This is a genomic window from Salinivibrio sp. IB868 (genome assembly GCF_001995655.1).
Lineage (GTDB): Bacteria > Pseudomonadota > Gammaproteobacteria > Enterobacterales > Vibrionaceae > Salinivibrio > Salinivibrio siamensis.
Map to the genome: position 1 here is coordinate 57,515 of NZ_MUEW01000005.1, position 23,652 is coordinate 81,166.

Genomic DNA, 23,652 nt, shown 5'->3' on the forward strand with positions numbered 1-23,652 from the left:
CCAAGCACGGCCAAAAAGGGGGCGTATCATACCAGAGTCTGATTGCTGCCACATTAACCAATTAGCGCCACACACTTGATAATCGCTTTGTCGCCTCATGTGTTTTGTTGCGTCATTGTTAGACCAAGCTCCGTATTTACCTTTACGCGGCTTGTCTTGTCATTGTGCTTGGTGTGCAATCAAGGCACACAATTAAGGAGGATTGTCTTGTGGCAAATATCCCAGTAGAAAACTACCCGCTCTCTCATACGCAGGCGATTGTCTGGAACGACATGGATGCCCTGCAACACATCAATAACACCGTGTACTTTCGCTACTTTGAAGATGTACGTGTGGTGATGCTTGAAAAACTGGAAGTATTCGAGCTAGCCAAACGGCTGCACTTAGGCCCCGTGGTCGCCTCAACCCGCTGCGATTATCGCGCCCCTTTGGTGTATCCAGATACCATCACCACCGTGGCTTGGGTCGAGAATATTCAAGAAAAGCGCTATGCGATGAAGTATGAAATCTACAGTCACAATCAAGAACGCTGTGTGGCCGAGGGCGAGGCCTTGATTGTCTATTGCGATTTTAAAACCGGTAAAAGCTGCCCTATCCCAGCCGAGACGCTCGAAGGGTTAAAAGCCTTTGTGGCGAAATAGTAAGCATAGAGACAAGCACTGCGCGTTGCCTGACGCGCAGTCAGCCGTTGATCCATTTGGACATTTGTTCTTTGGCATCATGATGACTCAAGAGCTTCTGGCTTGCTGTCGATACCACACAGGGGTACCATCCGTGCTCTGTGTAACACTGGGTAAGTAGCACCGCCAAAGGACAAACCGATGAAAAAAGCCGTTGTGGTATTTAGCGGAGGACAGGATTCAACCACCTGTTTGATTCAAGCGCAGGCAGAGTACGACGAAGTGCATTGCCTCACGTTCGACTATAACCAGCGCCACAAGCAAGAAATTGACGTTGCCCGTGAGATTGCTGCAAACCGCAACGTCAGTGCGCACAAGGTACTGGATGCTGGTTTGCTCAATGAATTGGCGATTAGCTCGCTCACACGCGACAACATTCCCGTTTCCAATGCACTGAACGAAAACGGCCTGCCCAATTCCTTTGTGCCGGGTCGTAATATCTTGTTTTTGACTTTGGCAGGCATTTACGCCTATCAAATTGGCGCTGAGGCGGTGATCACCGGTGTCTGCGAAACTGACTTTTCTGGCTACCCTGATTGTCGCAATGATTTTATTCAATCGATGCAGCAAGCCCTTGAGCAAGGCATGGACAGAAAACTCGCCTTAGTCACACCATTGATGTGGCTGAATAAAGCTGAGACCTGGGCACTGGCCGACCAGTATCATGCCCTCGATTTTGTACGCGACCACACCCTAACCTGTTATAACGGCATTAAAGGCACTGGCTGTGGCGAGTGTCCAGCCTGTCACTTGCGTCAGCGTGGCTTAGATGACTACCTCGCCAACCAAGCGGACGTGCAAGCCGCACTACAACGCAAACAAGCCGAAAACGCCTAATAGCGGGCACTCACAGGCAGCGACAAGAAATAAAAAACCGCCTCGCAATGAGGCGGTTTTTGTATCGAGAATACAACAGCAGTTATTTATGCGGCTCATCATGCGGATGGGTATCAAACTCACCATGACTAGCCCGATGCACAGTTTCCACCGCGAGCGCTTTGTGCAATTGCTGCGCCACATACTCAGGCGAGTGAGTATGAACGGAGAGCAAGCGATACATCGCCGGGATCACCAGCAAGGTGACAAAGGTCGCAAAGGCCATGCCGGTGAAGATCACCGTCCCAACCGCGATACGACTTTCCGCCCCCGCGCCAGTGGAGAGGATCAGTGGGATCATCCCTGCCAAGGTGGTAAACGCCGTCATCAAAATCGGTCGCAAGCGACGGACTGACGCATCGATAATCGCTTTATCAAATGCAATGCCACGGTCACGCAATTGGTTGGCAAACTCCACGATCAAAATACCGTTTTTGGTCACCATCCCAATCAGCATAATCAAACCAATTTGGCTGTAGATATTGATCCCTTGGTTGGTCAGCCACAGGCCTAAAAAGCCGCCTAGCATCCCCATGGGCACCGTCAACATCACCACCAAGGGGTTGATAAAGCTTTCAAATTGCGCCGCTAACACCAAGTACGAAACCAAGAGCGCTAAACCGAACACCACCAGCACACTGGTTTGGTTGTCACGAAAATCTTTCGACTCCCCTGAATAGCCCACCGAGATATCGGCCGGCAAGTTCTCAGCCGCGATTTGATCGAGATAATCAAGCGCTTGACCCAGTGTCACATCCTCGCCTAAATGCGCCGATAAGGTGATCGACTTTTGCTTGTTGGTATGGCTTAAACGCTGCGCGGACGCTGTTTCTTCCACCGTGGTCACTGCATCCAGCGAAACCAACTTGCCGCTGCGGCTACGCATATAAATACGGGTAAGATCCCCTTTGCTACTAAAGGCCTGTTCATCGCCGCGTACATACACATCGTATTCTTCACCGCGATCCACATAGCTGGTCTGGGCCCGGCCACCGAGCATCACCTCTAAAGTATCGGAGACATCCCGCACCGAAATCCCAAGTTCAGCGGCGCGACGACGATCTACTTTGACCACTAGCTCAGGGGTATTTTGGTTGTAGTCATAATCGGGGCTGTCAATCATGGCCGCCTCGCGGCCCATTTCGCCCAATTTCTCCGCCCAGCGGTGAAGCTCAGGATAGTCTGGACCACTTAACACAAATTGCACGGGCTCTGAACTGCCACCCCCAAAACCAGGCGCAAACGGGAACACTTGCACATCTGGCACACCATTTAACACCTGCCGGACTTCCGCCAAGATATCTTGTGCGGAGCGGTCGCGCTCATCCCAATCCGGCAATAGCATGATCACGAAGCCCGTTTGATCGCCGGCCCGACCACCAAACGCTGGCGTTTGTAAGCTGACCGAGCTCAGGGTCCCCGCCTCGACCAAGGGCATTAAGCGCTGCTCAATTTGCTCGATATTGCCCACCATACGGTTGTACGCCGTGCCTTCCGCACCACGGACAAACGCCAGCAGCACCCCGCGATCTTCTTGTGGCACTAATTGCGACGGTAAGTGTTGCATCAGCACGCCACTGCCGCCAATACAGAGCAAGATAACCACAGGCGCAATCCAACGCCAACGCAGGACATGTGCCAATACTCGGCGATAGTAACTTTCAAGCACATCAAACCCACGGGTGATCACGCGGTTCACAGGACTAGATGCCACATTTAAGCGCAGCAGTTTACTGCCAAGCACCGGCGTAAGCGTCAACGCTATTAAGGACGAACAGAGCACGGTGACGGCGAGCATCACTGCAAACTCGGTGAACAACTTACCAATCATGCCATCCATGTAGGTAATGGGGAGGAACACCATCACCAACACTGCGGTGGTGGCGATCACTGCAAAACCCACCTCCCGTGCGCCACGGTAAGCGGCCACCAAGGGTTTATCGCCTTGTTGTAAGTGGTGGAAGATATTTTCGACCACCACAATGGCATCATCCACCACGAGGCCTATCGCGAGAATAAGCGCCATTAAGGTCAGCAAGTTAATCGAAAAGCCCATCGCTGAGGCAACGATAAAGGCGGATATCAAGGATACCGGCACAGTCACTGCTGGGATCAAGGTGGCGCGCGCTTGGCCGATAAAGATATACAGGACTAATACCACCAGCGCCCCAGTGATAAAGAGGGTGCTATACACTTCCTCAATCGAGCGCTCAATAAATACCGTAGTATCGTAATCCACCCAAAGACGCGTACCTTCGGGCAGGAAGGTCTGCATCTCATCGACAAGCTTATGAGCGCGGTCAGAAATATCGAGCGGATTGGCATCGGATTGTGGGATCAGCGCCAAACTTAAATTATTGATACCATTGTTTTTATAGGTGGCATCTTCGTTCCGTGAGCCAATGGCCACCTCCGCCACATCCGACAAATAAATCGCGGTGCCATTCGCCGTGGTGCGTACCACCAGTTGTTTAAAATCCTCTGCGTCACGATATAAACGATCGCTACGCACTGGCATGGTCATCACGTCATTGCGGATTTCCCCGCCCGGGCTTTCTAAGTTTTCATCCCGCAATGCATCAAGAATATCTTGGGTGGTGACACCGTGCCCCGCCATTTGGGTGGGATCCAGCTTCACATACATCACTTTATACAGCGCGCCGTATAAATCGACCGAGCTCACCCCAGAGATCAAGCTGAATCTATCTTCCAGCGTACGTTGGGCGTATTCCGTCAGTTGGTTGCGGTCCATCTCTGACGAGGCCAAGTTGATATAAACCGCCGCTTCGCCAGTGCCGTTGTCTTTGTACACAATCGGATCGTTGGCATCATCAGGCAGTCCCCCTTGCGCGCGCGCCACGGCATCACGCACATCACTCACCCCCTCGGTCAGAGGGTGATCGAGTTTAAATTCCACCGTGATCCGTGATGAGCCATTGCGGCTGACCGAGGTGATCTCTTCAATGCCGCTAATGCCGGAAAGCTCATCCTCAATCAACTGCGTGACTTGGCTTTCCATAATGCTGGCCGAGGCGCCAGAATAGCCGGTGTAAATACTCACCACCGGGCTATCGATATCAGGCATCTCACGCACGGACAAGGTCGAGAAAGAAACCGCGCCAAAGACACATAACAACAAGCTCAATACGATCGCCATCACTGGCCGTTTCACTGAGACATCAGACAACCACATTAGCTGGCCTCCGTCTCAGACACGGTATCATCGATACGGCTTTGGTCATCTTCTGGATTTTTCGGTGCTTCCGCATTTAATACAGACACTTGCGCCCCATCGCGCATATTCACCAAACCTTGCACCACAATGTGCTGACCGGGTTCAAGTCCTTTACTCACCACCACTTGGTTATCAATCCGCGCACCAAGGGTAATTTCAGTACGATGGGCAATGCCTTCGTCATCAACGCGGAAGACATAGCGACGCGTACCGGAATACTGCAGAGCTTGCACAGGCACAATCACCGCTTGCTGCTCCGGCAAGGTCAGTTTCGCCTCCATCAGCATGCCGGGCTGCAATTGGCGTTCAGGGTTATCCAGCGCCACACGAACACTGACTGATAGCGCGTCTTTATCCACCCGAGAGTCCACCACGCTCACCGTGCCGGTAAAGGCATCATCGGGATACGCTTGCGACGTGACCGCCACTGGCATATTGGGATAAAGCAGTCCGACGTATTGCTCTGGCACCTGAATATCAAGGTTCATGCGTGACAGGTTGTCGAGACTAAAAAGCGTTTCGCCCACATCCACGCGCTGGCCGACGCTTAAATCAAACAAACCAATGCGACCGGAAAAAGGCGCGATTAAACGATGATCATCTAAATCAGATTGCGCCGATTGCAAACGGGCCTTGGCAATATTGACACTGGCTTGCTGCGCATCCAACTCGGTTTGTGTTAAGGCACCACGTTGCGCCAGCTTGGTGTACTCCTTTAGCTTGCGCTGCTCATCATTGAGATAAGCCGACGCTTCCAACACCGCCGCTTGGGCTTTGGCGCGATTAAAGGTCACCAAAGGCGCCCCTTTTTCAACCGTCTCGCCCGGTTTTACATGCACAGTTTCAATGCGCGCCGAGACTTCTGACTCAATATCAATCTGCTGATGGGCTTTAACATTGCCCACCAATGACAACGACGGCGCAACCGGTTTGGTTTCCACTTGTGCCGTCATCACATCCACAGATCGTGCCCCCGGTGGTGGCGCAGAGGCCTCCTCGCTCGAGGGCTGGATATCGCCCCACTTCCAGAACGCGACGCCCGCCAATACCACGACGCCCAATAGCATCCACTTTTTCATTGCCATGTACCTTATATGTTGGATAGCACCAGTGTACTGATCTGCATGTTTTTGTCCTTAAAGAATTGTAAAGACACTGTTTTTTATCGTTATTACATAGGATTGTGCGATAAAGCGAGACAGAGGTAAGACTGTGTAAGGACAGCCAGGTTTCAAAAAACATCAAAAAAGCTCACTTACACCGTTTTTCGCACGCAAGACGCTGAAAAAAGCACCAACCACTAATCGGGACAGAGAAAACCCTTTACAGCTCCAGTCGGTTTGGTAAGATTCGCCTCGTTCCCGTGGTGGAGTTCCCGAGCGGTCAAAGGGATCAGACTGTAAATCTGACGGCTCAGCCTTCGAAGGTTCGAATCCTTCCTCCACCACCAATTTTACAAAGCAAGACTCCGTGGTGGAGTTCCCGAGCGGTCAAAGGGATCAGACTGTAAATCTGACGGCTCAGCCTTCGAAGGTTCGAATCCTTCCTCCACCACCATTTTATAAAGCAAGACTCCGTGGTGGAGTTCCCGAGCGGTCAAAGGGATCAGACTGTAAATCTGACGGCTCAGCCTTCGAAGGTTCGAATCCTTCCTCCACCACCACTTTTACAAAGCAAGACTCCATGGTGGAGTTCCCGAGCGGTCAAAGGGATCAGACTGTAAATCTGACGGCTCAGCCTTCGAAGGTTCGAATCCTTCCTCCACCACCATCTTTAAGGGCCAGCATTTGCTGGCCCTTTTTCGTTGCTTTTGCGGTGATAACTTCATCATTCCGCGTGAGATGCGAGTGATGCGCGGCCATGCGGTGACCACAAGTCTTGCTCTGGTCCTTTCGGCACAATGCGCGTCGGGTTAATGTTGCCGTGGCTGTAATAATAATGGGTTTTGATATGGTGCATATCGACTGTCTCTGCCACGCCTGGCACTTGGAATAACTCTTTCATGTAACAGAATAAATTGCAGTAATCGGCAATACGTTGCTTGTTACACTTAAAATGGCCCACGTAGACGGGGTCAAAGCGAATTAACGTGGTGAACAGCCGCCAGTCTGCTTCAGTAATCTGATTTCCGGCAAGATAACGATTGCGACTTAAATGATCATCCAACACCGTCAATGCAGTGAATAACTGATCAAAGGCTTCTTCATAAGCCTCTTGTTCGGTGGCAAAGCCACATTTATACACGCCATTATTCACATTGGGGTAAACAAACTCGTTCCACTGATCAATCGCCGCACGCAGGTTGTCTGGGTAATAATCGTCATGATTGCCCGTCATACCATTAAACGCCGAATTAAACATTCGAATAATGTCAGCGGATTCATTACTGACAATCGTCTGAGTTTGCTTATCCCATAAAATCGGAACGGTGACTCGACCGGTGTAATCAGGCTTCGCGTGGGTATAGAGCTGATGGGCATAGTCGTATCCATACAGCGGCTCTGGCTCAGAAAACGTCCAGCCATGTTCTAGCATCTCAGGCGCGACGACCGTAACCGCTATATGAGGCTCAAGTCCTTTTAAATGGCGCATAATCAGGGTGCGATGTGCCCATGGACAAGCAAGAGAAACATACAGATGATAGCGGCCTGATTCAGCGCTAAAGCCCGCATCGCCACTTGGTCCAGCTTGGCCATCAGCGGTCACCCAATGACGAAAGCCCGCGTCTTCACGGACAAATCGACCACCCGACGACTTGGTGTCATACCATACATCATGCCAAATACCGTCTATCAGTTTTCCCATATGTCCTCCTTTTTTACTATCAGCAGTATAAGAAGCGCGCTAAGGAAAGTCGGCAGAGCAACTTGTTGGAGTTATTCGAAAAAGCTGAACAACCCTTACACTATCAACAATGTCATGGTCTTGTGAGAATTTGTCTGATTGCTTGTTCGCGTTTGACCATCACTCTCCATCTCTTTTAGGGTGACCGTGATGAATAAAAGGAGAGTATTGATGAAACGTTTACTAGCGACCCTATCTTTTGCGTTTGTTGTTGCAGCCAGTCTGCCAAGTTTCGCTGCCAACGAAACAAACGAACTGTCAGCGGATCAGCTGACCGACCAAGTGGTAAGCAGCTACGCAGAGGCCGCTGAACAGGTGGTTTCAATCTCAAAAGATTACAAAAGCAAGCTTGAGAGCATTCGCAGTGAAGAAAAGGCGAAAGCGCTAATGGCGGAGACGCAAAAAGAAATGGCGCAAGCGATTGAGGCAACGGGCCTGACGATAGAAGAATATAACGCTGTTTTTCGTCAAGCACGTGAAGATAAAGAGCTGCAGAAGAAAATCAGCAATATGCTCAACGAGTAAACGTAGTTTGAAACAGGGGTAAGCATATCCATGCTACCCCTGTTTATTTAAGCTTGGTCTGTCGAGACAGCCGTGCTGGGTAGCCCTAGCGAAATCACAGTAGTTAGAACTAGAAATGCGAAAGACACCCAAAGACACGCGGCGAGTCCCCATACTTGGAACACCCAACCGGATAACACAGTACCAATTAAGCGTCCCATGGCATTCGCCATATAATAAAATCCCACATCCAGCGACACACCATCGCCTTTGGCGTAGCTGACAATCAAGTAGGAATGCAGTGAAGAGTTAATCGCAAAGATCGCCCCAAACACCATGAGTCCAACGATAATCACCCCTTGCGGATGCCACTGTTCGCCAATTGCATAAGCAATGACACCCGTCACCATCGCCAGTAAACATGCCCAACCGAGAGCCGCCTTACCACCCGGTGAATGGCCAGATTGGCGCCCAGTGATTTTCGGCGCAATGCCTTGCACCATGCCGTAAGCGATCACCCATAGCGCAAGAAAGCCGCCCACCGCACTGTGGCTCCAACCAAATGTGGTGCCGAGATAAATTGGCAAGGCCACCACAAACCACACATCTCGCGCGCCGAAAAGGAACATCCGTGCCGCTGAGAGGATATTCACACTACGAGACTTAGAAAAAATTTCCGAAAACTTGGGCTTACTTTTGGCTTTTCCCAACTCCGCATTGAGCGACACCACACTGCCGATAAACACCAAACTCAACACGCCAGCCATCGCCGCCACCGCGTACTGAAAGCCAATCAGAGAAAGCAATGCGCCACCAACAAAAAAGCCCACACCTTTGAGTGCATTCTTCGAGCCGGTCAAGATCGCAATCCACTTAAACAGCGCCCCCTCTGCGTTGTCAGGCACCAAGGTTTTAATCGCGCTTTTGGCGCTCATTTTATTCAGATCTTTCGCAATCCCAGACAAGGCTTGAGCTGCCATCACCCAGGGAATGGTGAGCCAAACGGATGGCACCGCTAACATGGCAAGCGCGATAATTTGCATGCCAAGGCCAATATTCATGGTGCGATTGAGGCCTAAACGCGCACCGAGCCATCCACCGATAAGGTTGGTGACCACGCCGAAGAATTCGTAAAACAAAAACAGCGAGGCGATTTCTAAGGTGCCGTAGCCCAACTCATAAAAATACAGCACCACCAGCATCCGCAGTGCGCCGTCGGTGATGGTAAAATTCCAATAGTTAAAAGTGACCAGCATATACTGGCGCACGGATTGGCTTAATTGAGCAAACATAGTGGTCATCGATTCACATACAAAAAAGGGCGATGCGGCACGGGGCACGCATCGCTACCCGATAAAAAAGCGATTACTGATCAACGCCGCCGACGTTGCGCACCAACTCTGCGGTGCGCGTGGCATACCCCATTTCGTTGTCATACCACGCATAGATTTTGACCATACGCTTGCCCACTACCATGGTGGATAAACCATCGACAATGGTGGAGCGCTGATCGCCACGGTAATCAATCGAGACTAAAGGACGCGCCTCAAAGCCAAGAATGCCGTTGAGCTCGCCATCCGCGGCCTCTTGCAACAGGGCGTTCACCTCATCAGCAGTGGTATCGGTTTCCACGTCAAAGATCACATCCGTTAGCGACGCATTGGCGAGTGGCACACGCACCGCATGGCCATTAATCTTGCCTTTTAGATCCGGGAAAATTTCCACGATGGCTGTCGCCGATCCTGTGGTGGTCGGAATCAAACTCATGCCACAGGCGCGGGCGCGACGTAAGTCTTTATGCGGCGCGTCTAAAATCGTTTGAGTATTGGTTAAATCATGAATGGTGGTGAAGGTCGACTGCGCAATCCCCAGCTTTTCATGGATCACTTTCACAATCGGAGCCAAGCAGTTCGTGGTACACGACGCTGCGGTAACGATTCGATGTTTGCTGGGATCAAATATCGCGTCATTCACTCCCACCACAATATTCGCCACTCGCTCATCTTTGACTGGCGCAGAGACAACCACACGCTTTACGCCTTTGTCCAAGTATTTTTGCAGCAAATCCGCGTCACGGTGTTTTCCTGTGGCCTCAATCACCACATCGCAGCCTGACCAATCGACGGCATCAATCGCTTTTTCTTGGCTTGTCGTTAGTGTTTGGCCGTTAATCTGCACGCGGTTGCCTTCTGCACTCACCGCGTGGTGCCAGCGCCCTTGCACCGAATCAAACTCCAGCAGATGCGCCAGCGTTTCGGTATCTCCCGCCACATCGTTAATATGCACAAACTCGAGCTCTGGCCAATCAAATGCTGCCCGTAATGCCAAACGACCGATACGGCCAAACCCATTAATCCCGACTTTAATTGTCATTGCTCTCTCCTTTACACGCAGCAGGTAGGGCGAGACGCCATCTTGGCAAGCCGCGTAATATCTTCTTGATAAGTGTCTTTTAGGCAGTTGGAATCAACTAACCCCTGAATTTGTTTGCGCATCCAACCGGGTAAGTCAGCGGCTAAGCGATAAAACACCCATTGCCCTTGGCGCGTATCAACCAACACACCACTGGCCCGCAGTTGCGCCAAATGGCGTGAGATCTTCGGCTGCGAGGTATCTAGCGCTTCGGTAAGCTCGCATACACATAACTGCCCTTCACGGGCAATAAGCAGCAAACATCGCACGCGCGTTTCATCGGCCAATAATTTGAAAAACTGGTGAGGCAACATAGGCTCTCTCATAACGCTTTACTAAATGCATATATGGATATGCATATATTAATAGACCCAAGCATGCATGCAACTGGGACAGGCCGGAATTCATAAAAGCTTCATATTAAATCGTATAACGCCGCTTCATCCTTAGCGCGACATTCACCAAGGCAATCAACACCGGCACTTCCACCAGCGGCCCAATCACTCCTGCAAAGGCTTGATCAGAGTGAATGCCAAAGACTGCTATTGCCACCGCAATCGCCAATTCAAAGTTATTACCGGATGAGGTAAACGCAATTGACGCGTTGCGGTCATAGGGGATCCCCAGTTTTTTGCCCACAAAGAAGCTAATAAAGAACATCAACACAAAGTAGGTCACTAGCGGTACAGCGATACGCAGCACATCAAGCGGCAACGCAATAATCGCTTCCCCTTTGAGGCTAAACATCAACACAATGGTCGCCAACAAAGCGATTAACGTCATCGGTGAGATACGTGGCAGAAAGACATCTTCGTACCATTGCTCGCCCTTTTTAGCGACCAACACGGCACGTGATAGGTAACCCGCTAAAAAAGGGATACCCAAGTAAATCAGCACACTTTGCGCGATGTCTCCCATGGTGACATCCACCACAAAACTTTGTAGACCCAGCATGGGGGGTAAAACGGTGATAAAGAGCCATGCCATCACACTGTAAGTCAGGATCTGAAATAAACTATTCAGTGCCACTAGGGCTGCGCCATACTCTTTGTTACCGCCACTGATATCGTTCCACACCAAGACCATGGCGATACAACGGGCAAGACCAATCAATATCACTCCTGCCATGTAGCCTGGCTCATCACGTAAAAACAGCACCGCCAGCGCGAACATGAGAATGGGACCCACGATCCAGTTCATGATCAGCGACAGCGTGATGGCTTTTTTGTCGCGCGTGACCGAGCCCAATAAACGATAATTCACTTTTGCCAGTGGCGGATACATCATTAAGATCAAGCCAATCGCCAGCGGCACATTGGTGCTGCCGACCGATAAACGCTCACTGAGGGTCGCCACTTCTGGATAAATCCACCCTATGCTGACCCCTATGGCCATAGCGAGGAAAATCCATACCGTTAAATACCGATCAAGCCAACCCATCTTTTGGGCGGCCGACGGCGCGCAGGTTTCAGATTGAGACATAATACAAATCCTTGGTGATTACTGACGTTGAATAACAGGCACCCATCATGATGCGAGAGGTTAACTATTGATGATCCTCACACACCGTTTTTCCCTGCATCACTGGAGTGAAAGGCGAGAGAAGTGAAGGGTTGTTGATAGCGGTAGTGTGCAAAATACCGACCATCCAGTCGGGTAATGCAGGATGAAGCTGATAATAGACCCACTTTCCTCGACGCTCTCCGACAACCAATTGGTGCTTACGTAGCTCCGCCAAATGCCGAGAAATCTTTGGTTGGCTTAGGGCTAACGCCTCCATCAGATCACATACACATAACTCACCATGCTGTGAGAGCAACAATAGAGAGGTCAGCCGAGTGGGCTCGGATAAAGCCTTGTAAAAACTAAGCGTTTGACACATCTGCATTTTCTCTTTTCAATATATACGATAAATCATATATATGAAAAACCATATGTCAAATCAAACAGCAAGTAGAATAGTGGCTAGAATGACAAACACAGCACTATCGCTATCTCGTTGCGGTCTAAAAAGCCCTTTACATCCGTAAGAAATGCTGTAGTGTGGTCAAAGCTCTAGATACGGAGCATCAAAAGACATCAAGTCAAAGTCGAGACAGACCACGCTATTTCCCGCATAGACTCTCTGCAGCAATCCACTTTCGCTTTTTCCTAGATTGATAACCCGTTAACACCCCTTTTGCTATCACTCATTGGTGGGTATCACTGTATTAATGGTGATCGTTCACCCCAAAAGAAACCGACGCATCTGCGCGGCCTATGACGGATAACCACTGAGGGGGCAGAGCAATAATCATTTAACTCATGGAGATAAAATATGGCCGCTACTAACGGCAGACTGCGTCACTGGTATCATTTACGCCGTGCACAAACACAAACTAAAACCGCTAACAACACAACCAAAACAGTAAGGAACGCCATTGATAGTTAACTTTTCACTCCCTAATCTTGCCAACTGGCAGGTCGCGATTCATCAATTTAATGGGGATATTATCCTCAAGCACTTGCTCCATCGCCTACCGACACTATCCCAACCGACGCTACAGTTTGATCCTAGCACCGAGCTTGGCGCCATTTTTAGCCAAGGCGAATGCTTAGGTGAATTCTCTCTTGCGCACTAACGCTTAGACAATATCGCGCGTTTCCATAACCTACAGAGATAGAGGCCGCCTTTCCGTTCATTGAACTAAGCTGGTAAAGTGTCTTGCTATTAACAAGACAACAAAGGCAGCCTCACACGTGAAAATCATTTCATTCAATATCAATGGTATTCGTGCTCGTTTGCATCAATTGCAAGCCTTGATTGAAAAGCATCAACCTGACGTGATCGGGTTACAAGAAACCAAAGTTCATGACGACGCCTTCCCGCTCGCGGATGTCGAAGCGATGGGTTACGAAGTGCACTTTCATGGCCAAAAAGCCCATTATGGCGTGGCAATGCTATGTAAAAAGTCCCCTATCAGCGTGCAAAAAGGCTTTCCTACTGATGATGAGGACGCTCAACGCCGGATGATCATGGCGACCTTTGAAGACGAAAACGGCAAGCCAATCACTGTGCTTAACGGTTACTTCCCGCAAGGGGAAAACCGCAGCCATGAAACCAAATTCCCCGCCAAGCGTAAGTTTTATCAAGACTTAATGACCTATTTAGCTGACCGTGATCCGAGTGAGCAGTTGGTGGTGATGGGCGACATTAATATCAGCCCGAAAGACGATGACATCGGCATTGGTGAGCAAAACGCCAAACGCTGGCTACGCACCGGTAAGTGCTCTTTCTTACCCGAAGAGCGTGAGTGGCTGGGCACTCTAATGGACTGGGGGTTTGTTGACACCTTCCGAGCCCTGCATCCTAGCGTGAACGATCAGTTCTCGTGGTTTGACTACCGCTCACGCGGCTTTGACGATAACCGCGGCCTGCGTATTGACGTGATTCTGGCCACTCCAGATCTGGCGAATCAATGCATCGATGCTGGCATTGACTACGAGCTCCGAGCGATTGAAAAACCGTCAGATCACGCGCCGATTTGGGCGACCTTTAAATCAGCATGATTGATCTGTCGTTGGCGACACGATCAAACGATTAATCTGTCATTCAACGATAAATACCGCAGCATAAGAAGGCTGCGGTATTCGGTTTAGCAATTAGGATAAAATGATGGATTCATCTCCCGATAAACGCTCTATAAAATCGGCCCCCATCAGCTGAGAAGGCGTATAAGTACCACCAACACAACCATTTTCTAGCAGAAAAGAGACAACCTCAATCGCCCCTATCATTGTCAAATGGTAGCCATTTGCCGTTTTAATTCGAGCGGTAGCCGTGTCACCATTAGCGTTAGTCGCTTCACCCCACACATAAGTAGGATAACGCTCCCTCTCTTTATGGCTAGGCCCCTTTACCTTTTTGGATATCCAAAACTTAGCCAAAGACTGTATGATACTCAGCTTAAGTAAAGGACGAATCAGGTTAGCGCGCCGAGCCTGACGAACCATCTTCTCAGAGCTTGGAATATATACATCTATATTCTGTATCCCCGTAGAGTGATAAGCCGTTGATATATCCCCCCAAGGAATAGTCATTGCTAACTTTTCGCCATTGCCAAAGTCAATTTTTTTTACATCGTAGGCCAATGGCACAGTGCGAATAATACCATTTCTTCTAATTTTTCCTCCGTCCGCAAGCCCCTCTATTGAGGTCTTCGCCGTCCCCGGAGAAAAGCCTGAACGCGAATCAAAGCCCAGAGAAAGCTGGGTAGCATCTGGCAAAGCGAACTTCAATATTGCGGCAACACAGTCCGTTGGAATAACATCAAAGCCGACGCCTGGGCAAATCACAGCCCCTGTTTGTCTTGCTTGTTGACTAAAGCTTTGGGCCAGTTCAAATACTGCAATCTCTCCAGTGATATCGAGATAATGCGTACCAAGCTGTGAGCATATATCCATCATGACCTCAGCCGTCGTTGAGAACGGTCCGGCACAATTAAGTAATATATCGATATCTGCAATGTTCTTTTTAACTTCCGCTTTATCAGTTAGGCTAAACGTCCTGCATTCAAGTCCTAGTGCATTCGCCACTTCTATTGTTTTTTGAGGATCTCGGCCGGCTAGGATGGGGGTAAACCCTCTTCTCACTGCCTCTTCCGCAATCAACTGTCCGGTATAACCATAGACGCCATAGATCATCCAGCGCTTTGTCTTTCCTGTCCCAGCCATTATGCCCTCTCCTTTTGACGTTCACTCATTATATTGGCTAAGCCGAGGCGCCACTCTGTCACCCTAAAATCAGGAAAGCGTGCCTTAAACTTATCTGAAACAAACACATTATCTGTCTGGTAACGAGGCAATAGCTCTCTCATATATCTGTAGCGCTTATCAAACCAACTCGCTAAACGTAGTTGAAACGATGTCACCACTCGATAGTGAGGAGATGTGCCAAATACATCCGCCGCTAAGGCAATAAACTCAGAATAAGTTAGTCGGTGATCATCACAAGGCAAGTGCCATGTTTGTCCATACGCATCAGGTGTATTGCCAATCAACGCCATCGCTCGGCTAGCATCTGGCGTATAAATAAGACTTCGTTTCACATCATCACGCAATAATACGGTTGCTCGTTTTCCTTTAAGCAAGTTATCAATGACGGCTGAGTTCGTAATGCTCTGTGTCTTTCCTGGTCCATAAAACTCCGGCGCTCGACAAATGACTGCATTTATTTGTTCTTGTTGCATCGCAGCCAATAGCATTGAGGCTATTTCCGCTCTCACGCGTCCCATCACGCCAATTGGCCGAAAAGGTGTAGATTCGACAAGCGGCGATGCAGTTTGCGGGTACATATAGGTATTATCGAAAAAGACCAAGCTAGCTTTATGAGTGATACAGGCTTGAATAACATTTCGCATTATCACCGGCCACGAAGAAGCCCAAAGCCTCGGGTTCATTGGCAAACCTGCGGTCAAATACACAATACTCGAGCCAGCAACAGCTGCTTTCGTCTGTTCTGAATCAAGTAAGTCAGCAGGAAAGACTTCATCTGTATCGTGAATTTTTTGGGGATGGCGACTAACTAAGCGAATCGACTGGGTATAATCTCGCTTCAAGGCAATTGCCAGTTCACGCCCTATCTGACCGTTAGCACCCATTATTGTTTGCATATATTGACCTCATTCAACACTCCACATTCCGTAGAATTCCTACTCTAAGGTTGAAGTAAGGTTTAAGGTCAAACTCAAATTAGTCGATTATTTTCCTGAATCTTGCTCAGGGTTGGACGATGATAAAACTAATCCTACCCGAGACATCACTCGCTGTGCGTTTTCAGCACAGTCCATGTCATACGGCTTGGCCGCAATATCATTTAACACCGTCTCCAGCTGAGCTTTACTCGCGACTATTTTTCTCTCAAGTTCTGCCAGCTCGGATATTTTGTTTTCTAGCGTGGCTACCAAACTGGCATGATCCCACTGAGAAATATTGCTTGGAAGTAACGTTCTCAGCTCGTCAAGACTAAAGCCAGCTTGCTGCCCCGCAGTGATCATAGACAATACAGTTAGTGCTTCCGGCGGATAACGTCGGTAGCCATTTGACTGACGAGTCACTGTTTTGAGAAGCCCTATGCGTTCATAAAAACGTATACGCGAGGCCGATAATCCTGATCGGCGCGCGAGTTCTCCAATTTTCATGCTGTTATCGCTCTATATAGATCGCAGTACCTCGGCTAACTATAGCATTGAAGATTCGCCAATTTTGCATGTCGGACTAAAGGAGGGATTAATAAGGTGCTAAAAAATAGCACCTTAAATTCTAGCTCAGCGGCCTTAAATGGCGTAGGAAGCGGCGCTCCGCTAAGCGGAACATCCAAAGGATGCTAAATGTCAGCGCCATATAAAACACGCCTGCGGTCAAAAACGACTCGAACGGCGCATAATAGCGAGAGTTCACTATCCGAGCGGCACCGGTTAAATCGACAATGGTGATAATCCCTGCCACCGCTGAGCCGTGTAGCATAAACACCACTTCGTTACTGTACGCGGGTAACGCACGACGCATCGCACTCGGCAACACAATGCGCGAAAAGGCTTTATAGGGGCTCATGCCATAAGCAATCGCCGCCTCGACTTCCCCTTTAGGGAGGCCATTAATCGCGCCACGGATGATTTCCGCTGTGTAAGCGGCGGTGTTGAGCACAAAGGCCACCAAGGCGCAGAACCAAGCGTGCTGCCACAAGCTGTTCTCGACATTGATCACTTGGCTCAAGCCGTAATAAATCAGATACAACTGAATTAACAGCGGTGTACCCCGGAAAAAATAAATAAACGCCCACGCTGGGTAGCGCCATAAAGGGAATTGCGCATTACGCGCGACCGCTACCGGCACCGCGACCACTAAGCCAATCACCAACGCAGAGGCGACCAGCCATACGGTGGTCCAAAGGCCTTCTAAGTATATCGGCCAGGTTTCGAGTACGAGAGAAAAATCCATGGTCACCTACCGCGTGTGAATGCTAAAACGACGCTCCATCCAGCGCAGTCCCGTGGTCGAGATACTGGTAAAGAGCAAGAAAATCAGTGCAACGGTAAAGTAAAAAGTAAATGGCATTTGAGTTGAGCCGGCCGCCAACGCGCCTTTTCGCACCATGTCATCAAGACCAATAATCGACACCAGCGCAGTGGTTTTGAGCAGCACCAGCCAGTTGTTACCAAAGCCTGGTAGCGCATGTCGGATCATCTGCGGCAGCAAAATACGGCGGAATGCCAAACTACTGCTCATGCCATAAGCACGTGCGGCTTCCATTTCCCCAGCGTCCACCGCCATGATAGCGCCACGGAAGGTTTCCGCCATGTAAGCACCAAAGATAAACCCGATGGTTAGGATCCCGGCAATAAATGGGCTCACATCAATATAGTCAGGTAAATAGGATGTCCAGTCGTGATTGGGGTTTTGACCGGCCATGTATTCGTTAAGCCACTCATTGATGCCATACAAGCTGTTGTTCAGCAGCATTTGACCGCCGTAAAAAATCAGCATCATCAGCACCAGATCAGGGATCCCGCGTATGACCGTGGTATAGACCGTCGCTATCCCACGCAGCCAGCCAAATTTGGAGAGTTTCGCCAGTGCGCCCAGCATACCCAGTAGCATGGCAAGACCTAACGAGAGCAGCGCAACCTGAAGGGTCACCCATGCGCCTTCAAGCAGGGACCACTCGTAACCTTTCAAATCAATCATATGAATCGGGCAGCACTTTCATGCTGCCCGCCTGCCTATTACTCGCCGTAAACGTCGTAGTCAAAATACTTGGCAGCAATCTCGTCATACACGCCTTTTTCACGCAACGAATCGATCGCTTGGTTGAGCTTATTGGTCAGTTCTTTGTCTTGCTTACGTGTCGCAATCCCAAAGCCTTCACCAAACCACTCAGGGTCAGTCAGTGACGGGCCGATGAACGCAAACTCGTCACCCCCCTCTTTGTCGAGCAGCCCTTGCTGGAGTGCCGACGCATCGCCAAGGATTGACTCAATACGGCCTGCTTTTAGATCCAGGTAGGCTTCGTCAAAGGTGCCGTAACGCACGATATCCACCGAGTCACCATAGTTATCAGTCAGGTATTTGTCGTGCGTGGTCGCACGTTGTACACCAATTTTAACGCCCTCTAACCCCTCTTTGGTAAAGGTCAGATCCGTGCCTTTTTCAGCCACAAATTTATTAGGGATCAGCGCGTATTTGTTGGTGAAGTCAACTTTTCGCTTCCGCTCTTCGGTAATGGACATCGCGGCGATAATGGCATCGTATTTACGTGCCAGCAGTGATGGAATAATGCCATCCCAATCCTGTGCGACAATCTTACACTTTGCCTGCATCTCTTCGCAGAGCGCATTGGCCATATCCACATCAAAGCCTTTCAGCTCGCCTTCGTTGGTGGTCCAGCTAAATGGAGGATAGGCCCCTTCGATACCGAAACGTACGACCTTCCAATCCTTGGCTGCTACGGAGGTTGACCCAACCGCGGCCATTACAGCGGCGGCAACTAGCCATTTTTTCATCTTCCTGTCTCCTGTCGTTTTTACGATGTTGTCAGGGCATTGCCCTATTGCATGGTTATGCTATTGATATTTTTAATAAATAGATTAATAAATCGATGAGATAAACTGCTGCAAACGCTCTGATTCTGGCGAATCAAACAACTCTTTCGGGTTGCCTTGCTCTTCTACTAACCCTTGGTGCAAGAACATCACATGGTTAGAGACATCGCGCGCAAAGCTCATTTCATGGGTAACCACCAGCATGGTACGTCCTTCCTCAGCCAGTGAGCGCATCACTCCCAGCACTTCTCCCACTAATTCAGGATCCAGCGCGGAGGTTGGCTCATCAAACAGCAAGACTTCTGGCTCTACCGCGAGTGCGCGCGCAATCGCTGCACGTTGTTGCTGACCACCGGATAAATGGCCTGGGTAGTAATCGCGGCGCTCATAAAGCCCAACGCGGTGTAATAACGCTTCTGCTTCTTCAATCGCTTGTGCCTTAGGCACACCTAGCACATGCACGGGCGCTTCAATAACATTTTGCAGCACCGTCATATGCGACCAAAGATTGAACCCTTGAAACACCATCGCCAGCCGCGAACGAATGCGTTGCACTTGCTTGTCACTGACGGGGATGGGCTCACCGGCACGATTGTTTTTCATTTTGATCAACTCACCGTTGACCCAAATTTCACCGCCCGTGGGGGTTTCCAGCAGATTGATACAGCGAAGAAAGGTGCTCTTGCCAGAACCGGAAGAGCCGATAATGGAAATCACGTCGCCGCGGTGGGCGTCGAGGGAAATACCTTTGAGCACTTGATGCTGCCCAAAGCTTTTTTTAAGTGATTTTACCTGTAGCGCCACAGCATCCGTCATGCGCTAACTCCTGTCATCCGTGAAATCTGTTGTGTTTGTGGTTAAAGCGCACCAAATGCACTGAGTATGGATTGAAAATATCACCCCTCAACGCAATGAGCAACATTTTGTTAACCTTTAAAGTGCATTCATTATAGTCACTATTACTGCATAAAAAGTCAATCGTAAAATTTACTGCTGAAAAAACCAACAATTGCTTTGTCAGCCATTAGCCGTACTAAACCGGCTTTAACCGAGGTAAGTATAGAAGTTAACTTGAAGAAAGCTGGTTATTTTTATCGTGAAAGCTGACAAAAATTAGCGTTGGAGGGGATAGACGTGCAATTTATTTCATTTCAATGCGATCAGCGGTGCGTAACAAAACTGTGAACACCATAGTTAAACGCCTACTAAAAAAGACAGTGGCGCTTTTAAAGTAGGCAGCCTCTCACCTTATGACAGCCGCGCGTCGCGACGTTTCGCTCGCTTCGCTTTGAGCAGCTCTAAGGTGTCACGCCAGCGCTCGGCAAGGCCGGTAGGATCACGCGCCTCCCACTGTTCTAGCGCATAGTCTGCTAGTGCATAGTCCCCAGCTTTAATCGCACTGATGGATAACCACTGCCACAGCATACGATCATCTTTCAGGCCGTAAGAGAGCGCCACTTGCGCGGTATCAATCACTTCCTGCCAATGATTAAGCTGATACGCTAACATCACCTGTAGTTTGAGCGTTTGCTTGTCTGGCTCGCTCAAATTCACTTCACTGATCCGGTTTAACGCCGCCACGCGCTGGTCTGTTTTAATCAAACACTGCACCAGAAATAACTGCTCATCACGCGTGGGTAGCCGGGTCAATTGCTGTAATCCCTGTTGCCAATATAGCAATGCCTGCTGTGAGGCCCCCAGCTCCATTTGCCCGGCGGAGAGAGTCCGGTAAAGGGCAATGTCAGCATTGGCACGCGCTAAATACTGGCGTGCCGCTTGGTGCGAGCCCGCTTTAGCGTGGGCGCGTGCGGCCTGCTCTAACCAACGAGGGGCTACATCGGGTTGATTGACCAACTGATCGAATGTCGCTGCCGCCGCCTTAAAGCGTGATAGCGCCACTTCACTGAGCCCTTTGGTTTGCAGGATAAATGCATCCTCCGCGCCGAGCTTTTTCAGCTGGCGCGCATACTCAATCGCCACGTCGAAACGAGACAGGGCATAAGCAGCCTGCATCGCGAAGCGAGCAGAGGTCGGCTGCAGTGTGTGCTTATCGCGGAGCTGGCGGGCATAGTTCAATACTTCTTCATATTGCTCGACTCGAAACGCCAAGCTAATCACGGCAGTTAACGCATCCGCCTCGCTCTCTTTGCTGAGCGCGTTCAATGCCAATGCAAGACGATAGGCTCGGTAGGCTTCGGCGCGCTGACCAAGGTAAAGGTGGGCGATAGCCTGCAAACGTTGCAGCTCCGCACGCTCGGAGGGTGCCAGCGCCTGCTGATCCGATGGAGTCAGCAATGTATCGACCTCGGTGAGCGCATATTGATAGTCGCCGTTTTGAATCGCTGCGCTCACTGTTTCTACCCCCGCGGCCTTGACAACCATAAAAGGGCAAAACAGCAAGACACCCAAGCTCAAACAACGCCACTTTGGCATCAGCATGGGAGAACAAACAAACAGGCGGAACAATCGGCGCACCATAAGGATCCATTTTTAGAGGACAATATATCGACTATAACCTATCTTTTTTATTCACTACAGCGAGCAAGCGGTGGCTGTCTTTATTTATTGACACAGATTCAGGATGCCACCACGTCCGCTTTACATCAGGCGAGTTTATCTTACTGTTTTGTAGCACATATTCGCCGCTTAGATTGGTAATTAAATTACATAAATGCTGGTTTATCGGCGAGACCAGAGGAACACAGGGTCAAAAACCTCGGCACAAGTGGGCGTAGCACGTAAAAAAATTACACGGTAATGATCTAAGTCAACATTCTGCGCCCCCCCTGTTGTTAGCATGCTGATAACGAAACAGAACACGGCCACAAGGCCAGCGTTAACAACACATAAAGACTGGCTAAGCCACTGTTTCGAAAGCGTTTGCTTTCTGTACGACGAGGAAATTATGGCAACACATGCTCAAGACCGCAGTGTGAGTCACGAAGAAAAGAGCGAATATCAAAAGAAGCACAAGCCGGCTTCTTCATTTGCCTCCCGCGCTGACTACCTGAATCACGAACTACAAATTATGCGTCCGCGCCGTTGGGGCTTAAACTTGCCTGGCCGTGACTTCCGTTTTGAAATCGAAGACCTTGTCCCAGCGCTCGCGGGTACTATCGGCATTATCGCCATGTACTCTGCTGTGATGATGTCCTGGGCGGATGGTTTAACCGCCGCTTGGGATCACATCACCTTGGGTAAAGCGTTTGCCGTTGAAGTGGCGCGGGTAGAAATGCTTATCCCAGCGCTTCTGTTCTGTGTCCTGTTGTGCGGGTTTATTAACCCACGCGCCAACTTGGCCGGCAACCATGGGCCAATGATTCCACTGGTCGGGACCATCGCGTTAGCAGGTGCTCACCCATTGGCATTGGGGATTCTGATTGGTGCCTTTGGCCTGATACTCAGTTACCTGAAAGGTGGCTCCAAATTAGTTAACTTGACCAGTCAAGGGGTCGCCGGTGGCTTGCTGATTTTCCTTGGCTTTGGTGGTGCAAAAGGCCAGATTGAGAGTCTGCTCGCATGGGGCGCGGCGATTGATATGGGCTATATCTCCATTTTAATTCTCGCCGTATCGATTGTGATCTATGCCTTCTTAGCGCGCATCGGTAAACGCTGGCTCGCGATTCCCGTGTGTGCGGTCACCGGCGGACTGATTGCTACCGCGCTGGGTGCTGGCTCTTCACTGGAGTTCGTTACTCAACCAGGTGTGCCTAACCTCAATCCGGTTTACTGGTGGGGCTCAACCGAGCAAGGCTGGCAGCTAGGACTTCCTAACCTGTCGCACTTCCTCGCATCCTTGCCATTTGCATTGCTCGCGGTAGCGATGTGGTCACCGGACTTTCTTGGTCACCGTATATTCCAGGAACTAAATTATCCGAAGAAAGCCGAAAAAGTATTGATGGACGTGGATGACACCATGACAGGTTGTTCTATCCGTCAAATGGTCGGGGCCTCAGTGGGTGGCGGTAACATCACTTCATCGTGGGGAACCTACATGATTCCGGCGGCGATTGCGCGTCGACCCATCCCTGGCGGTGCCATTGTACTGGGTCTGTTATGTATTGCCGTTGCCTTGATTGGCTACCCAATGGATGTCGCCACTTGGCCACCCGTGATGACCATCGCGCTACTGTCAGGTGTTTTCTTGCCCTTGCTTGAAGCAGGCATGCAGATGGTGAAAGACGCCAAGTCGAGCCAAGCAGCGGGTATTTGTATTTTCGCCTCCATGGCTGTTAACCCAGTCTTTGGTTGGGCAGTCACTATGCTCTTGGACAACAACGGCCTTATCGGTGATAAAGAGCGCCCGACAACGCTCTCTACCGTTGACCGTCTGGTGATTCCAACCGCCACAGTGATCATTTGTATTGCTGCCATGTTGGCAGTCGGAATGATTCCCGGCATTCCATCTTTGTTGTAATAACATTACCCCGCTTTCGGGCGGGGTATCCGGATAAATCGATGGGTCGCAGGCGTCAGCCATACTGACAAATACGATGACTGAACCTGGTCCCAATACATATCT

Annotated in this window: 22 protein-coding genes and 4 tRNA genes; 10 read left to right on the top strand and 16 right to left on the bottom strand. The window is 50.0% G+C overall.

Features of this window, described 5'->3' with window-relative positions; all coding sequences use genetic code 11:
* Window positions 1–209 precede the first annotated feature (209 nt).
* On the top strand, window positions 210–641 hold the full coding sequence (locus BZG20_RS06935) for a thioesterase family protein (protein ID WP_241828641.1): 432 nt from the start codon (window positions 210–212) through the stop codon (window positions 639–641).
* A 180-nt stretch (window positions 642–821) separates the two neighbouring features.
* Window positions 822–1,517 (top strand): 7-cyano-7-deazaguanine synthase QueC, encoded by a 696-nt coding sequence (queC, locus tag BZG20_RS06940; RefSeq protein WP_077578542.1) that lies wholly within the window; start codon window positions 822–824, stop codon window positions 1,515–1,517.
* An 82-nt stretch (window positions 1,518–1,599) separates the two neighbouring features.
* On the opposite strand, the gene BZG20_RS06945 is transcribed toward queC, so the two are convergent.
* On the bottom strand, window positions 1,600–4,749 hold the full coding sequence (locus tag BZG20_RS06945; RefSeq protein ID WP_077578543.1) for a multidrug efflux RND transporter permease subunit: 3,150 nt from the start codon (window positions 4,747–4,749) through the stop codon (window positions 1,600–1,602).
* Entirely contained in the window at window positions 4,749–5,870 is a 1,122-nt protein-coding gene (locus BZG20_RS06950) for an efflux RND transporter periplasmic adaptor subunit (RefSeq protein WP_077578544.1), read from the bottom strand. The genes BZG20_RS06945 and BZG20_RS06950 overlap by 1 nt, the downstream gene beginning before the upstream one ends.
* 286 nt (window positions 5,871–6,156) lie before the next feature.
* On the opposite strand from BZG20_RS06950, the gene BZG20_RS06955 reads away from it, so the two are divergent.
* From BZG20_RS06955 to BZG20_RS06970, 4 genes are all read left to right on the top strand, one after another.
* Window positions 6,157–6,241, top strand: a tRNA-Tyr gene (locus BZG20_RS06955).
* Window positions 6,242–6,263: 22 nt separating this feature from the next.
* A tRNA-Tyr gene (locus BZG20_RS06960) sits at window positions 6,264–6,348 on the top strand.
* A 21-nt stretch (window positions 6,349–6,369) separates the two neighbouring features.
* Window positions 6,370–6,454: transfer RNA gene (locus tag BZG20_RS06965), tRNA-Tyr, on the top strand.
* A gap of 22 nt (window positions 6,455–6,476) precedes the next feature.
* Window positions 6,477–6,561 (top strand) — tRNA-Tyr (locus tag BZG20_RS06970).
* Window positions 6,562–6,618: 57 nt separating this feature from the next.
* Here BZG20_RS06970 and BZG20_RS06975 read toward each other — a convergent pair.
* Window positions 6,619–7,596, bottom strand: a complete 978-nt coding sequence (locus BZG20_RS06975) for a glutathione S-transferase family protein (protein ID WP_077578545.1) — start codon at window positions 7,594–7,596, stop codon at window positions 6,619–6,621.
* Window positions 7,597–7,806: 210 nt separating this feature from the next.
* Between BZG20_RS06975 and BZG20_RS06980 the strand changes: the two genes are divergently transcribed.
* Window positions 7,807–8,160 (top strand): DUF4168 domain-containing protein, encoded by a 354-nt coding sequence (locus tag BZG20_RS06980; RefSeq protein WP_046073635.1) that lies wholly within the window; start codon window positions 7,807–7,809, stop codon window positions 8,158–8,160.
* Window positions 8,161–8,207: 47 nt separating this feature from the next.
* Here the strand turns inward: BZG20_RS06980 and arsJ are convergent, their stop codons facing one another.
* From arsJ to BZG20_RS07005, 5 genes are all read right to left on the bottom strand, one after another.
* Window positions 8,208–9,431 (bottom strand): organoarsenical effux MFS transporter ArsJ, encoded by a 1,224-nt coding sequence (arsJ, locus tag BZG20_RS06985; RefSeq protein WP_077578636.1) that lies wholly within the window; start codon window positions 9,429–9,431, stop codon window positions 8,208–8,210.
* 73 nt (window positions 9,432–9,504) lie between these two features.
* Window positions 9,505–10,512, bottom strand: a complete 1,008-nt coding sequence (locus tag BZG20_RS06990) for an ArsJ-associated glyceraldehyde-3-phosphate dehydrogenase (protein ID WP_077578547.1) — start codon at window positions 10,510–10,512, stop codon at window positions 9,505–9,507.
* 11 nt (window positions 10,513–10,523) lie between these two features.
* The gene (locus tag BZG20_RS06995) at window positions 10,524–10,865 is read right to left on the bottom strand and encodes a metalloregulator ArsR/SmtB family transcription factor (RefSeq protein WP_021024015.1); all 342 of its coding nucleotides are present in this window, start codon (window positions 10,863–10,865) and stop codon (window positions 10,524–10,526) included.
* Between the two features lie 106 nt (window positions 10,866–10,971).
* Window positions 10,972–12,033 (bottom strand): ACR3 family arsenite efflux transporter, encoded by a 1,062-nt coding sequence (gene arsB, locus BZG20_RS07000; protein WP_077578548.1) that lies wholly within the window; start codon window positions 12,031–12,033, stop codon window positions 10,972–10,974.
* A gap of 64 nt (window positions 12,034–12,097) precedes the next feature.
* Window positions 12,098–12,433: a metalloregulator ArsR/SmtB family transcription factor gene (locus tag BZG20_RS07005; protein WP_046073638.1), complete on the bottom strand. Its 336-nt coding sequence runs from the start codon at window positions 12,431–12,433 to the stop codon at window positions 12,098–12,100.
* A gap of 538 nt (window positions 12,434–12,971) precedes the next feature.
* Here BZG20_RS07005 and BZG20_RS07010 point away from each other — a divergent pair.
* Window positions 12,972–13,172, top strand: a complete 201-nt coding sequence (locus BZG20_RS07010; RefSeq protein ID WP_046073639.1) for a hypothetical protein — start codon at window positions 12,972–12,974, stop codon at window positions 13,170–13,172.
* A 118-nt stretch (window positions 13,173–13,290) separates the two neighbouring features.
* Window positions 13,291–14,100: an exodeoxyribonuclease III gene (xthA, locus tag BZG20_RS07015; protein WP_046073640.1), complete on the top strand. Its 810-nt coding sequence runs from the start codon at window positions 13,291–13,293 to the stop codon at window positions 14,098–14,100.
* Between the two features lie 93 nt (window positions 14,101–14,193).
* Here the strand turns inward: xthA and BZG20_RS07020 are convergent, their stop codons facing one another.
* The 8 genes from BZG20_RS07020 to BZG20_RS07055 form a co-directional block, all read right to left on the bottom strand.
* Window positions 14,194–15,264: a saccharopine dehydrogenase NADP-binding domain-containing protein gene (locus tag BZG20_RS07020; RefSeq protein ID WP_046073641.1), complete on the bottom strand. Its 1,071-nt coding sequence runs from the start codon at window positions 15,262–15,264 to the stop codon at window positions 14,194–14,196.
* Window positions 15,264–16,202 carry an NAD-dependent epimerase/dehydratase family protein gene (locus tag BZG20_RS07025; protein WP_077578549.1) on the bottom strand — a complete coding sequence of 313 codons (939 nt, stop codon included), beginning with the start codon at window positions 16,200–16,202 and terminating at the stop codon, window positions 15,264–15,266. The genes BZG20_RS07020 and BZG20_RS07025 overlap by 1 nt, the downstream gene beginning before the upstream one ends.
* Before the next feature lie 87 nt (window positions 16,203–16,289).
* Entirely contained in the window at window positions 16,290–16,730 is a 441-nt protein-coding gene (locus tag BZG20_RS07030) for a MerR family transcriptional regulator (RefSeq protein ID WP_077578550.1), read from the bottom strand.
* A gap of 121 nt (window positions 16,731–16,851) precedes the next feature.
* Window positions 16,852–17,529 carry an ABC transporter permease gene (locus tag BZG20_RS07035; protein WP_046073644.1) on the bottom strand — a complete coding sequence of 226 codons (678 nt, stop codon included), beginning with the start codon at window positions 17,527–17,529 and terminating at the stop codon, window positions 16,852–16,854.
* 6 nt (window positions 17,530–17,535) lie between these two features.
* Window positions 17,536–18,276 carry an ABC transporter permease gene (locus tag BZG20_RS07040; RefSeq protein ID WP_046073645.1) on the bottom strand — a complete coding sequence of 247 codons (741 nt, stop codon included), beginning with the start codon at window positions 18,274–18,276 and terminating at the stop codon, window positions 17,536–17,538.
* 38 nt (window positions 18,277–18,314) lie between these two features.
* Window positions 18,315–19,091: an ABC transporter substrate-binding protein gene (locus BZG20_RS07045; RefSeq protein WP_077578551.1), complete on the bottom strand. Its 777-nt coding sequence runs from the start codon at window positions 19,089–19,091 to the stop codon at window positions 18,315–18,317.
* 84 nt (window positions 19,092–19,175) lie between these two features.
* Complete coding sequence (locus BZG20_RS07050; RefSeq protein WP_046073647.1) at window positions 19,176–19,946, bottom strand: ATP-binding cassette domain-containing protein; 771 nt, start codon at window positions 19,944–19,946, stop codon at window positions 19,176–19,178.
* A gap of 432 nt (window positions 19,947–20,378) precedes the next feature.
* Window positions 20,379–21,608 carry a hypothetical protein gene (locus BZG20_RS07055; RefSeq protein ID WP_077578552.1) on the bottom strand — a complete coding sequence of 410 codons (1,230 nt, stop codon included), beginning with the start codon at window positions 21,606–21,608 and terminating at the stop codon, window positions 20,379–20,381.
* Between the two features lie 427 nt (window positions 21,609–22,035).
* Between BZG20_RS07055 and BZG20_RS07060 the strand changes: the two genes are divergently transcribed.
* A complete protein-coding gene (locus BZG20_RS07060) occupies window positions 22,036–23,547 on the top strand; it encodes a DUF3360 family protein (protein ID WP_046073649.1) in 1,512 nt (503 codons plus the stop codon).
* Window positions 23,548–23,652: the final 105 nt, after the last annotated feature.